This window comes from Lysobacter arenosi, assembly GCF_016613475.2.
In the GTDB taxonomy this organism is placed as follows: Bacteria; Pseudomonadota; Gammaproteobacteria; order Xanthomonadales; family Xanthomonadaceae; genus Lysobacter_J; species Lysobacter_J arenosi.
Window position 1 is genome coordinate 3697350 of record NZ_CP071517.1, and the last position, 12651, is coordinate 3710000.

General features: G+C 68.4%; 13 protein-coding genes (1 of these 13 cut by a window edge). 7 read left to right on the forward strand and 6 right to left on the reverse strand.

The features are described from left to right. Positions 1-31: 31 nt before the first annotated feature. Positions 32-1288 carry a 6-phosphofructokinase gene (locus HIV01_RS16945; protein WP_200608635.1) on the reverse strand — a complete coding sequence of 419 codons (1257 nt, stop codon included), beginning with the start codon at positions 1286-1288 and terminating at the stop codon, positions 32-34. Positions 1289-1479: 191 nt separating this feature from the next. On the opposite strand from HIV01_RS16945, the gene HIV01_RS16950 reads away from it, so the two are divergent. The 3 genes from HIV01_RS16950 to HIV01_RS16960 all read left to right on the forward strand — a co-directional run bounded on the left by HIV01_RS16950 (position 1480) and on the right by HIV01_RS16960 (position 4258). Further along, the gene (locus HIV01_RS16950; protein ID WP_200608633.1) at positions 1480-2058 is read left to right on the forward strand and encodes an adenylate kinase; all 579 of its coding nucleotides are present in this window, start codon (positions 1480-1482) and stop codon (positions 2056-2058) included. A gap of 142 nt (positions 2059-2200) precedes the next feature. Beyond that, positions 2201-3601, forward strand: coding sequence for a Mur ligase family protein (locus tag HIV01_RS16955; RefSeq protein WP_425600287.1), 1401 nt, complete (start codon positions 2201-2203; stop codon positions 3599-3601). A gap of 66 nt (positions 3602-3667) precedes the next feature. Next, entirely contained in the window at positions 3668-4258 is a 591-nt protein-coding gene (locus HIV01_RS16960) for an LON peptidase substrate-binding domain-containing protein (RefSeq protein ID WP_200608631.1), read from the forward strand. Positions 4259-4272: 14 nt separating this feature from the next. Here HIV01_RS16960 and HIV01_RS16965 read toward each other — a convergent pair whose 3' ends face one another. Continuing rightward, the gene (locus HIV01_RS16965; RefSeq protein WP_200608629.1) at positions 4273-6267 is read right to left on the reverse strand and encodes a bifunctional DedA family/phosphatase PAP2 family protein; all 1995 of its coding nucleotides are present in this window, start codon (positions 6265-6267) and stop codon (positions 4273-4275) included. A 121-nt stretch (positions 6268-6388) separates the two neighbouring features. On the opposite strand from HIV01_RS16965, the gene HIV01_RS16970 reads away from it, so the two are divergent. Beyond that, positions 6389-7069, forward strand: a complete 681-nt coding sequence (locus HIV01_RS16970) for a protein kinase family protein (RefSeq protein WP_200608627.1) — start codon at positions 6389-6391, stop codon at positions 7067-7069. Positions 7070-7104: 35 nt separating this feature from the next. Then, positions 7105-7953, forward strand: coding sequence for an SDR family oxidoreductase (locus tag HIV01_RS16975; RefSeq protein ID WP_200608625.1), 849 nt, complete (start codon positions 7105-7107; stop codon positions 7951-7953). Between the two features lie 4 nt (positions 7954-7957). Here the strand turns inward: HIV01_RS16975 and HIV01_RS16980 are convergent, their stop codons facing one another. Beyond that, positions 7958-8830, reverse strand: a complete 873-nt coding sequence (locus HIV01_RS16980) for an ion transporter (RefSeq protein WP_200608623.1) — start codon at positions 8828-8830, stop codon at positions 7958-7960. 149 nt (positions 8831-8979) lie between these two features. Here HIV01_RS16980 and HIV01_RS16985 point away from each other — a divergent pair, with 149 nt between their 5' ends. Continuing rightward, positions 8980-10206: an acetylornithine/succinyldiaminopimelate transaminase gene (locus HIV01_RS16985; protein WP_200608621.1), complete on the forward strand. Its 1227-nt coding sequence runs from the start codon at positions 8980-8982 to the stop codon at positions 10204-10206. 42 nt (positions 10207-10248) lie between these two features. Here the strand turns inward: HIV01_RS16985 and hemL are convergent, their stop codons facing one another. Then, positions 10249-11532, reverse strand: a complete 1284-nt coding sequence (gene hemL, locus HIV01_RS16990; protein ID WP_200608619.1) for a glutamate-1-semialdehyde 2,1-aminomutase — start codon at positions 11530-11532, stop codon at positions 10249-10251. A gap of 51 nt (positions 11533-11583) precedes the next feature. Beyond that, complete coding sequence (gene thiE, locus HIV01_RS16995) at positions 11584-12246, reverse strand: thiamine phosphate synthase (protein ID WP_200608617.1); 663 nt, start codon at positions 12244-12246, stop codon at positions 11584-11586. Positions 12247-12338: 92 nt separating this feature from the next. On the opposite strand from thiE, the gene HIV01_RS17000 reads away from it, so the two are divergent. Then, positions 12339-12530, forward strand: coding sequence for a rubredoxin (locus HIV01_RS17000; RefSeq protein ID WP_158732207.1), 192 nt, complete (start codon positions 12339-12341; stop codon positions 12528-12530). Positions 12531-12576: 46 nt separating this feature from the next. Here the strand turns inward: HIV01_RS17000 and HIV01_RS17005 are convergent, their stop codons facing one another. Then, positions 12577-12651 carry the final stretch of a DUF192 domain-containing protein gene (locus tag HIV01_RS17005; RefSeq protein ID WP_200608615.1) on the reverse strand. 375 nt of this gene lie beyond the right edge of the window, so 75 of the gene's 450 nt are visible here — the last part of the coding sequence; its start codon lies beyond the right edge, outside the window; the stop codon is at positions 12577-12579.

Consider the following 12651-nt stretch of genomic DNA (forward strand, 5'->3'; position numbering starts at 1 on the left):
GCGTGTGTCCGCCGAGGCTAGAGCAGCGCGCTCAGGTTTCCAAGGGGGTGAGCTTTTTTCTCACTGCTACGTTCTTCAAGGTCACGTACTTGGGAATGCCATCGCGCCCGTACGGCGGCGGCGCCTCGCCACGGATCAACGGTTCCAGGTAGCGACGCGCTGCCGGCGTGATGCCATATCCATCCTTGCGGATGAAGCCGGCCGGCATCTTCTTCTCGTGGTTGGCGACCTTCGACAGCGGCGCCGGTTCGATCTTCCAGCGGTACGGCGAATCACTGCTGCGCACAATCACCGGCATCACCGAGTTCATGCCCTTGAGGGCGTACTCCACGGCCTTGCGTCCGACCGCCTGCGCCTGCTCGAGGTCGGTCTTCGACGCCAGGTGCCGCGCCGAACGTTGCAGGTAGTCGGGCAGCGCCCAGTGCACCTTGTAGCCGAGCGAATCCTTGACCCGGCCGGCGAGGAACGAGGCCACGCCGCCGAGCTGGGTGTGCCCGAACGAATCCTTTCCGCCGCCGGCATCGGCGACGAAGCGGCCGTCCGCGGTCTGGATGCCTTCGCTCGCCACGACCACGCAATAGCCGACGCGTTCGACGGTGGCTTTGACCTTGGCGAAGAAGTCCGCTTCGTCGTACGGACGTTCCGGGAACAGGATCAGGTGCGGCGCCTCGTCGACGCCTTGCCCGGCGAGCCCGGCCGCCGCCGCCAGCCAGCCGGCGTGGCGCCCCATCGCCTCGTAGACGAAGACCTTGGTTGAGGTGTCGGCCATCGCCGCGACGTCGAGCGCGCACTCGCGCACCGACACCGCCGTGTACTTGGCGGCCGAGCCGAAGCCGGGGCAGCAGTCGGTGACGGCCAGGTCGTTGTCGACCGTCTTGGGCACGCCGACGCAGGTCAGGGGATAGCCGAACTCGGCGGCGAGCTGCGACACCTTGAGCGCGGTGTCGGCCGAATCGTTGCCGCCGTTGTAGAGGAACCAGCGCACGTCGTGGGCGCGGAATACATCGAGCAGCCGCTCGTAGCGGACCCGGTCCTGGTCGAGCGACTTGAGCTTGACCCGGCACGAGCCGAAGGCGCCGCCCGGGGTATGGGCCAGGGCCCGGATCGCCGCCGCCGACTCGCGGGAGGTGTCGATCAGGTCCTCGCGCAGGGCGCCGAGGATGCCGTTGCGGGCGGCCAGCACTTTGACCTTGCGGGCCCGGGCGGTCTCGATGACGCCGGCGGCGGTGGCGTTGATGACAGCGGTGACACCGCCAGATTGCGCATAAAGCAGGGTTCCGGAGGGCATGTCCATTCCTGGGGTATGGGGACAGGACCAGGCCGGGATGCGGTAAGCTGCCCGCATTATTTGCCCGGCGGGGCTGGGTCGTGAGCGAGTGTAGCGCCGCCACGGGCAGTCGCCCGCAGGCCGGGCCGCCGGCACCGCGCGCGGGCCGCGACGGGCCACGAGAAAACTTTCCCGTTCTAGGAGTGATTTTGATGCGATTGGTACTTCTGGGCGCGCCCGGTTCCGGCAAGGGCACGCAGGCCGCGCGCCTCAAGGAGCATCTGCAGGTGCCGCACATTTCCACCGGCGACCTGCTCCGCGCCGAAGTCGCCGCCGGTTCCAAGCTGGGCCTGGAGGCCAAGGAAGTCATGGCCTCGGGCAACCTGGTCAGCGACGAGATCCTGCTGGGCATGCTCGAGGACCGCTTCTCGCGTCCCGACACCCGCGACGGTTTCATCCTCGACGGCTACCCGCGCAACCTGGCCCAGGCCGACGCGCTGGACAAACTGCTGACCCGCATCCGCCAGCCGATGGACTACGCCGTGCAGCTGGACGTGCCGACCGACCTGCTGGTCGAGCGCATCGCAGGCCGCGCCAAGGCCGAAGGCCGCGCCGACGACAGCCCGGAATCGGTGCGCACGCGCCTGAAGGTCTATGACGACCAGACCGCGCCGGTGATCGAGTTCTACCGCCAGCATGGCCAGCTGACCGTCGTTGACGGCGTGGGCGGCCTGGATGATGTGTTCAACCGCATCATCGAAGCGCTGGTGCCGGCGAAGGAAGTTGGCTGATCCCTTACCCCTCTCCCCTTTGGGGAGAGGGACAGGCCGCCGAGGGCGGCCAGGGAGAGGGGGCGTTCGTCTTGGTGTGCTGCGATCGTTTTAGGACGTACTGATCTTGAAGATTCATATTCTGGGCATCGCTGGCACCTTCATGGGCGGCGTCGCCGCACTGGCACGCGAACTGGGCCACGAAGTCGAAGGCAGCGACCAGGCCGTCTATCCGCCGATGTCGACCCAGCTCGAGCAGCTCGGCATCGCGCTCAAGCAGGGTTACCAGCCGCAGCACATCTCCGCCGATTGCGACCAGGTCGTCGTCGGCAACGCGCTCTCGCGCGGCAACGCCGCCGTCGAGCAGGTCCTCGACGACGGCCGCAGCTACACCTCCGGCGCGCAGTGGCTCAGCGAGAACCTGCTGCCGGGCCGCGACACGCTCGCCGTCGCCGGCACCCACGGCAAGACCACGACCACCACCATCCTGACCTACCTGCTGCAGTCGGCCGGGCGCGAACCGGGCTTCCTGATCGGTGGCGTCGCCGAGGACTTCGGCGTGTCGGCACGCATCGGCAGCGGCCGCGAGTTCGTGGTCGAAGCCGACGAATACGACACCGCCTTCTTCGACAAGCGCAGCAAGTTCGTCCACTACCGTCCGCTGGTGGCGATCCTCAACAACCTCGAATACGACCACGCCGACATCTTTCCCGACGTCGCCGCGATCCAGCGCCAGTTCCACCACCTGGTGCGGACCGTGCCGCGCCGCGGCCGCCTGATCGTCAACGGCGAAGACCGCCACCTGGCCGAAGTGCTGGCGATGGGTTGCTGGACGCCGGTGGAGACCTTCGGACTCGATGCGAGCCTGGCGCCGCAGCCGGTGCAACCGCAGGGCCACGGCGACCGCGCCGACGAGCGAGCCGCCGCAAACGCCAGCTTCAACTGGACCGCGCGCATGATCGAAGAGGACGGCAGCGTCTTTGCCGTGATCCACGACGGCGTCGAAGTCGGTGAAGTGCGCTGGCCGCTGCTCGGCCGCCACAACGTGATGAATGCGCTGGCGGCACTGGCCACCGCCAATGCCGTCGGCGTCGATGTCGCCAGCGTGCTGCCGGCGCTGGCGCAGTTCCGCAGCGTCAAGCGCCGCATGGAAGTCATCGGTCAGGCGCAGGGCATCACCGTTTACGACGACTTTGCCCACCATCCCACCGCGATCGCGACGACCCTCGCCGGCCTGCGCGCGAAGGTTGGTGCCGCGCGGATCGTGGTGGCCATGGAGCCGCGCAGCAATTCGATGCGGCTGGGAGCGCACGCGCAGGCACTGGCACCGTCGCTGGACATCGCCGATGCGGTGGTGTTCCTGCACCGGCCCGAGCTGGCGTGGGATGCGACCACCGTGGTCTCCTCGCTGCGCGGCGAAGGCTTTGCCGTGGCCGATGCGGACGCACTGATCGCAGTGCTGCGCGAGCGCGCCCGCGCCGGCGACCACGTCGTGTTCATGTCCAACGGCGGCTTCGACGGTGCACCGCGCCGCTTCCTCGCCGCGCTGTCCGGCGGCGCCTGACCTTCGACGGGCCTGCCGTCGCCTGGCGACGGCCGCTCGGCTGCGAATCGTCCTAAACTGGCCGCAATGCCGGTAGACGACGCCCCGACCCAGTCCCTGGGATTGTTCCCGCTGCACACCGTGCTGTTGCCCGGTGCCGCGATCGGACTGCGCGTGTTCGAACCGCGCTACCTCGACCTGATCAGCGACTGCGGTCGCAACGGCAAGCGCTTCGGCATCTGCCTGATCATGCACGGCGAAGAAGTGGGCGCGCCGGCTTCGGCGGCCGCGTTCGGCACCGAGGCGGTGATCGAGGATTTCGGCCGCGGCGACGATGGTCTGTTGACCCTGCGCGTGCGCGGTGCCCGCCGTTTCCACGCGCAGCGCGTGCGCGTGCGCGACAACGGCCTGCAGGTTGCCGACGTCAGCTGGTGCGATCCCGATCCCGACGACGACCTGCGTCCCGAGCACGGCCTGCTGGCGACGCTGCTGCAACAGATCATCGATCAGGTCGGCGGCGAGCACGCCAAGGCGCCGCAGGCGAAGTTCGACGACGCCGCCTGGGTCGGATGGCGCCTGGCCGAGCTGCTGCCGCTGGACGATGCGCAACGCCAGGCGCTGCTGCAACTCGACGACCCGCACCAGCGGCTGGACCGGTTGCTGGCCCTGCTGCCCTGACGGGCAGTCGATCGTTACGGCTTGCCGGCGGTCTTCACCCGCAGCACCTGCGTCGCCCCGTGCGGGTGCGGCGACTGCTGCGATTCCAGACCCTTGAGTGCTTCGGCGACCAGCGCGTGCGCGTGGCCGTCATCGCTGGCCGGCAGCCACAGCGCAGCCGCGCCCAGCGGCTTGGTCAGGTGCAGGGTCTGCGTGCTGCCCAGCCAGAGCGGGGTGCCGTCGCCTAGCAGCACCGGCGCCGGCCACAGGCGCAGCGCGTACTGCTCGTCCTTGTGGTCGCCATCGCGCAGCATCAGCAGCGTTTCGGCCTGGGCGTCCAGCGTCGCCGGCAGCACCGGCTGCCGCTGCGTCGGCTTGTCGTCGTCGAGCAGGCCAACCGTGTCGATCCAGTTGGCTTGCGGTTGCACGCGCCAGCCCTGCGCCTGCAGGCGCGCCTGCAAAGGAGTCAACGGGCCGGCCACCTGCAGATCCAGCGGCCAGCGCCGACGCTGGTCGCGTTCGTTGCGTTGCGCCGGCAGGTCGGTCCAGCCCTGCTGCCACCATTCGTCCTGTGCCATCACCGTCGTCGGCGTCGCCGCGGCGAACTTGGCCAGCAGCGCGTCGGCCGAACGCGGCGCATGCCACAGCGCGGCAATGACGAAGGTCGAATAGAACAGCCACGCCAGCGGCCGCATCCAGAACGAGCGCGCGACGTGGCGGCGGTAGGCGATGCCCAGGATCAGCAGCCAGAGAATGCCGAACAGCGTGCCGCCGACCAGGTCGCTGGGCCAGTGAGCGCCCAGGTACAGACGGGCGAATCCCACCGCGGTCGTGACCACGCCGGCGAGCAGGTACGGCCATACCCGCGTTCGGCCCGGCAACTCGCGCGCGATCAGCACGGCGAAGAAGCCGAACACGATCGTGCACATCGTCACCGCGACCGAGGGGAAGCCGAAGCCGGCCGGCGCGGTCGGCGGACGCGGCATGTCGATCGCGGCCTCCAGCAACGAGGTCAGGGCCAGCCCGAACACCAGCGCCGCCAGCCAGTGTGCCGCCGCCATCCAGCGCTTGCGCCAGATCAGGTACGCCAGCGCCACCGCCGCGGCAGGGCCGAGCACGGCGGCATCGCCGAGGCTCGCCAACCCCGCCATCAGGCGGTCGGCAAGCGGATTGCGCAGGCCCCACATGAACTCATGGACCGTGTGGTCCAGGGCGAGCGGGCCACCGCTGGCAAGGAGTGATGCGAGCAGCGTGAACCAGGCCCAGCTGATGCCCAGCAGGCACACCGCCAGCATCAGCAGCGATGGCGATTCCGGGCGGTTCGGGTCGATCAGCGCTGCGGCGTAGCGACCCAGGTGCGGGTGATGGCGGGTCCAGTACAGGGCGCGTGCGAGCAGGTTGTCGGCGTGTGCGGCGAACCAGCGCCACGTATAGAGCACGATCGCCCAGACCAGGCCGATGGTGAGCGCCAGCGCGGCCAGCACGAGCGCCAGCCGGTCGGCGACCGCGGCGACGGCGTCATACGACTTGCCCAGCGCCCAGCCCGGGGCGAGGAAGGCCAGCGACCACACCAGGCAGGCGCCCAGGCTCGGCAGCGCATAGCGGCGCATCGGCATGTGCAGCATGCCGGCGATGGCCGGAACGAATGGCCGCACCGCGCCGACGAATCGCGCGATCACGATGCTCATGCTGCCGTGGCGACGGAACAGTGCCTCGCCGCGATCGAGCCATTGCGGGTAGCGCGAGAACGGCCAGCGGCTGCGCAGTTGCGGGCCCCAGCGGTAGCCAACCCAGTAGCTCAGTCCATCGCCGATGAAAGCGCCCAGCGTTGCGCAGGCCAGGGCATAGGGGCCGCTGACATGACCCAGCCCGACCAGCGCGCCGACCGCGAACAGCAGCGGCAGCGCAGGCACGACGATGCCGACGATAACGAGGGCATCGCAGAAGGCAATAAGGAAGATGACAGCACCGGCGGCGATAGGGTTTGCCGCGATCCATGCAGTCGCGCTTTCGATCCAGGCCGGTTCCATCGGCCGATTATAGGCAGCCCGACCATTACGGCGCGATGGTCGGTGTGCAGGGTGACTGCAAGCACGGGGAGGCCGGCATGCCGTCTCGCGGAGGCGGCGAGCGATTCCGTACACTGGCGCGATGCCCGTACGCAACGCCACCACCGACCTCGACGCGACCGAAGTCCAGGCCCTGAAGGCCGACAGTTTCGGCCGGATCGCGCTGATGCGCGACGGCGACGGCCTGTTCGTGCGCCGCGACCTGCGTCACGTGCCGCTGTGGCTGCGCCTGCCGGCATGGTGGCTGGCGCGGCGCGAAGCCCGCGGGCTCGAGCGCGTCGCGGGCCTGGCGGCGACGCCGCAACTGCTGCGCTGGGATGGCCGCCGCCTCGACCGCAGCTACATGGCCGGCGCGGCGATGTACCAGCGACCGCCGCGCGGCGACCTCGCCTATTTCCGAAGCGCGCGGCGATTGCTGCAGCAGCTGCATCGGCGCGGCCTCGCCCACAACGACCTGGCCAAGGAAGCGAACTGGCTCGTGCTGGACGATGGCGCGCCGGCGATCATCGATTTCCAGCTCGCCACGCGCGGCAGCCCGCGTGCACCCTGGATGCGCCTGCTGGCACGCGAGGACCTGCGCCACCTGCTCAAGCACAAGCGCACTTATTGCCCGCAATTCCTCACTCCCGTCGAGCGGCGCGTGCTCAAGCGCCACTCGTGGTTGCGCGAGGCCTGGTTCGCGACCGGCAAGCCGGTCTACCGCTTCGTAACGCGCAAGCTGCTGAAATGGGAAGACAACGAAGGGCAGGGGCCCAAGCCCTGAGGCCGGCTCCCGCGAGCACCACGGAGAACACCGCAATGCGTACCCTGTCTGGAAAGACCATCTTCATTACCGGCGCCTCGCGCGGCATCGGTCGCGCCATCGCCCTGCGCGCCGCGCAGGACGGAGCCAATGTCGTCATCGCGGCGAAGTCCTCGGTTCCCAATCCGAAGCTGCCGGGCACGATCCACAGCGTCGCCGCCGAAGTCGAAGCCGCCGGCGGCAAGGCGCTGGCGGTGCGCTGCGACATCCGCGAGGAAGACGATGTGTATGCCGCGGTCGCAGCCACGGTCGACCTTTTCGGCGGCATCGACATCCTCGTCAACAACGCCAGTGCGATCTGGCTCAAGAGCACGCTCGAGACGCCGATGAAGCGCTACGACCTGATGCAGCAGGTCAATGCGCGCGGCACTTTCCTGTGCGCGCAGGCGTGCCTGCCGCACCTGCTCAAGGCGCCCGACCCGCACATCCTGTCGCTGGCACCGCCGCTCAACCTGGATCCGAAGTGGTGGGCGCCGCACACCGCCTATACGCTGGCGAAGATGGGCATGAGTTTCGTCACCCTCGGCCTGGCCGCCGAGTTCGGTCCGCAGGGCGTCGCGGTCAATGCGCTGTGGCCGCGCACGGTCATCGCCACCGATGCGGTCAACATGATCCCGGGCGTGCGCCTGGAAATGTGCCGCAAGCCGGAGATCGTCGCCGACGCCGCGCACGCGGTGCTGGTGCGGCCGTCGGACGATTTCTACGGGCACTTCCTGATCGATGACGATGTGCTCTTCGCCGCCGGCGTCACCGACTTCGCCCAGTACGCGATGAACCCGTTCTGCGAACACCTGATCCCGGATCTGTTCCTGACCGACTCGCAACTGGCCAAAAAGCCGCGCTAACGGGTCAGCCCATCGGGGCAGGCAAGGCATGGCCGCAATGGCGGCAATGCAGGGCATCGGGTGCGTGGCCTTCCAGGCCGCACTCAGGGCAGCCACGGCGGTCGAGATGGCTTTGCTCGTGGCTGGCTTCACGCAGGCTGCTGGCCAGCTCCGCGGTGTAGATGCCGGTGGGCACGGCGATGATGCCGTAACCGATCAGGATCAGCAGCGAGGTGATGAAGCGCCCTAGCGATGTCTGCGGCGCGATGTCGCCGAAGCCGACGGTGGCCATCGTCACGATCGCCCAGTACATGCTGGTCGGGATGCTGACGAAGCCGTGCGCGGGACCTTCGACGACGTACATCAGCGCCCCGAATATCACTGCGATGGTGAGCAGCGCGCACACGAACAGGAAGATCTTGCGGCGACTGCGCGCCAGCGCGGTGATCAGGATCCCGCCTTCCTCGACGTAGTGGGTCAGCTTGAGCACGCGGAACAGTCGCAGGATGCGCAGGATCCGCACCGCCAGCAGGCTCTGGCTGCCGGGCAGCACCAGCGACAGGTAGGTCGGCAGGATCGACAGCAGGTCGATCAGGCCCCAGGTACTCAGCGCGTAGCGCCACGGTCGGCGCACGACCGCCAGGCGTAGCGCGTACTCCGCGGTGAACAGCACGGTGAAGGCCCATTCCAGCGGATACAGCCAATGGGCATGACGGGCGTGGATGCTGGCCACGCTGTCGCACATGATCACCAGCACGCTGGCGAGGATGGCCACGATCAGCAGCAGGTCGAAATTGCGCGCCCGCGGCGTGTCGTGGCGATAGATGATGTCGAACCAGCGCCGCCGCCAGCCGGTTTCGCTGGCCGGGTTGAGCTGGGGGTCAAGCAGCAGGCGCATGGGAAGGACCTCCTGCGGCGATTGTGCAGGATCGCCTGCAAGGGCCATTTTCACGGGCAAGGAGCGCCATCAGGGGCCGCAGGACGGTCGCAGAACGCCTGCAATAGGCGACAATGTCGCTTTCCCCGCATCGCCCGACTTCGTCCTCCATGACTGCCACCAGCGCCGACCTGTTTTCGCTCTCCGAACGCTACTACCTGCCCGTGTACCGGCCCCGCCGGATCGTGCTCGATCATGGCCACGGCGCGCGCGTGTGGGATCGCGAAGGTCGCGAGTACGTCGATTTTGGCGCCGGCATCGCCGTCAATGCGCTCGGCCACGCCAATCCGGTGCTGGTCGCGGCGCTGACCGAGCAGGCCGGCAAGCTCTGGCACACCAGCAACGTCTTCGTCAGCGAACCGCCGCTGCGACTGGCCGAAGAGCTGGTCGAGGCGTCGCGCTTCGCCGAGCGGGTGTTCTTCTGCAACTCCGGCGCCGAAGCCAACGAGGCGGCGATCAAGCTTGCGCGCAAGTGGGCGACCGCGCAGGGGCGCGAACCCGACCGTCGCGTCATCCTCAGTTTCCGCGGCAGCTTCCACGGCCGCACGCTGGCCGCTGTCACCGCGACCGCGCAGCCCAAGTACCACGAGGGCTTCGAGCCGCTGCCGCCGGGCTTCCGCTACAGCGACTTCAACGATCTCGCCGCCGCCGAAGCCGCGATGGCCGCCGGTGACGTCTGCGCGGTGCTGGTGGAGCCGGTGCAGGGCGAGGGCGGCGTCACGCCAGCCACGGAAGAATTCCTGCTCGGCCTGCGCGCGCTGTGCGATCGCCACGGCGCGCTGCTGATCCTCGACGAGATCCAGTGCGGCATGGGCCGCACGGGTCATCTGTTTGCCTGCCACGGCTACGGCGTCACGCCCGATGTCGTGACCCTGGCCAAGGCGCTGGGCAGCGGTTTCCCGATTGGCGCGATGCTGGTCGGCGCCAAGGCGGGCGAGTCGATGCAGTTCGGTGCGCATGGCACCACGTTCGGCGGCAACCCGCTGGCCGCGGCGGTCGCGCGCGCGGCACTGCGCGAGATTTCCTCACCGCAGGTGCTGGCCAATGTCGTGCGGCAGTCGCTGGCGATCCGCGATGCACTGGCCGCGCTCGATGCCGAGCTGGGCCTGTTTTCCGAGGTCCGCGGTTGCGGCCTCATGCTCGGTGCGCAGCTGCGCGAAGCGCATGCAGGCAAGGCCGGGCTGATCCTCGACCTGTGCGTGGAGCAGGGCCTTTTGCTGCTTCAGGCTGGACCGGACGTGCTGCGTTTCGTGCCGGCCCTGAACATCAGCGATGAGGATGTGGCCGAAGGCCTGAAGCGTCTGCGCGCGGCGCTGACGGCATTCGTCAACGCGTGATGGGTGTGGGAGCGGCGCAAGCCGCTCCCATCACAGCAGTCTTCAGAGCGTCGCGAACGACTCGCGGGCAGCCTCGATGGTGCGGGCGATCTCCGCCTCGCCATGCGCGCTCGACACAAAGCCGGCTTCGAACGCCGACGGCGCCAGGTACACGCCGCGCTCCAGCATCGCGTGGAAGAAGCGATTGAAGCGCGCTGTGTCGGATGCCTTCGCATCTTCGAACGTTTCCACCGGCCCTTCGCGGAAATACAGGCCGAACATGCCCGGCGCGCGCGTCGTATGGAATGCGATTCCGGCTTCGCGCGCCGCCTGTTCCAGGCCGTCGCACAGTACGTTGGTCGTGCGCTCGAGCGCATCGTGGAATCCCGGCGCCTGGATCAGCTCCAGCGTCGCCAGACCCGCGGCCATCGCCACCGGATTGCCGCTGAGCGTGCCGGCCTGGTAGATCGGACCGCTGGGCGCGACCTGCGCCATCAGATCGCGACGGCCACCATAGGCGCCCACCGGCATGCCGCCGCCGATGATCTTGCCGAAGGTGGAGAGATCCGGCGTGATGCCGTAGCGCTGCTGCGCACCGCCGAGGGCGACGCGAAAACCGGTCATTACTTCATCGAAGATCAACAGCGCGCCGTGCTTCGTGCACAGCTCGCGCAGGTGCTGCAGATAGCCGTCGCGCGGCAGGATGCAATTGGCGTTGCCGACGATCGGCTCGATGATCAGGCCGGCGATCTCGCCACCGATCTCGTCAAAAAGATTGGTCGCCGCATCGAAATCGTTGTAGGCGATGGTCATCGTCAGGTCAGCGAGCGCCGACGGCACGCCCGGTGAATTCGGCAGGCCCAGCGTCATCACGCCGCTGCCGGCCTTCACCAGGAAGCTGTCGCCATGGCCGTGGTAGCAACCTTCGAACTTGACGATGCGGTTGCGGCCGGTGGCGCCGCGGGCAACGCGGATCGCCGACAGCGTCGCCTCGGTGCCGGAGTTCACCATGCGCACCATCTCGCAGCTCGGCACGATCGCGGTGATCGCTTCGGCCATCGTCACTTCCAGCGCGTTTGGCACGCCGAAGCTGAGACCGTCACGCATGGTCTTTTCTACCGCGGCCAGCACCTTCGGATGGGCATGGCCGGCGATCATCGGTCCCCACGAACCGACGTAATCGATGTAACGGTTTCCATCGACGTCCTGCAGGTAGGCACCTTCCGCGCGCTGGGCGAAGAACGGCTCGCCGCCGACCGACTTGAACGCGCGCACCGGCGAATTGACGCCGCCGGGGATCAGTTCGAGGGCGCGGGTGAACAGGTCGTGCGATTGCGTGTGATTCATGGAAGAGTCTCTTGGCTCCCTGTCCCGTCTGCGGGAAAGGGTTGGGGGGTGTCAGATCGAAGCAGGCGCTTCGAAGCAATCGAGGTATCGCCGTACCGCAGCGGCGGGATCGGCGGCATCGAACACGCCGCTGATCACGGCGAGCAGGTCGGCGCCGGCCGCGACCAGGGGACGTGCATTGTCCGGGGTGATGCCGCCGATGGCCACCCGCGGCAATCCCAGCGAAGCCGAGTCCCGCAGTAGATCCAGGCCCGCATTGCGGGCATTGGGCTTGGTCGGCGATGGGAAGAAGGCGCCGAAGGCGATGTAGTCGGCGCCCGCTGCGGCTGCTCCTCGGGCCAGCGACAGGTCGGCGTAGCAGGACGCCCCGAGGATTGCGCCTTCCGGCAGCGCGGCGCGTGCGGCGGCGAGTTCGCCGTCGTCCTCGCCCAGGTGGGCGCCGTCGGCACCGATCGCCGCGGCCAGGCGCCAGTCGTCGTTGATGATCAGCGGCACGCGATGGTGGCGGCACAGGGGCAGCAGCGCGCTCGCCTGGCGTTCGCGCAGGGCCGGGTCGGCCGCCTTGTTGCGGTATTGCAGCCAGGCCGCGCCTGCCGCCAGCACGGTTTCGACCCGCGCCAGCAGGCGCGCGGTGTCGTTGTCGTCGGGGGTGATGGCATAGAGGCCACGCCGCGAGGCATGCCCGGAACCATGGCCACAAATCGGCGGATTCATCCTCGAAGCTTCCGTGGGCGCGGGCGCGGTGGGACAATGCGCGTTCCGCAATCCCGCATTATCCGTCCAATTCCCCCGGGTCCGATCCGTCCATGTCAGAGCTTGCCGCCGCCACCACCTACCGCACCTGGATGTGCGTCGTCTGCGGCTTCATCTACGACGAGGCCCAGGGCCTGCCGGAAGAGGGCATCGCGCCGGGCACGCGCTGGGAAGACGTGCCCGATACCTGGACCTGCCCGGATTGCGGTGTGACCAAGGACGATTTCGAGATGATGGTGCTCTGAAGCGCCGCGCCCCGACCGCCTTCGCGGTCAGGGTCGTTCAGCTCGTTCAGGGGGTTCCGAGCCCCGGCCCGAACTTCAGTTCGGCGCCATCCTTGAGGCCCAGCTTGGCCGCTTCGCCGGC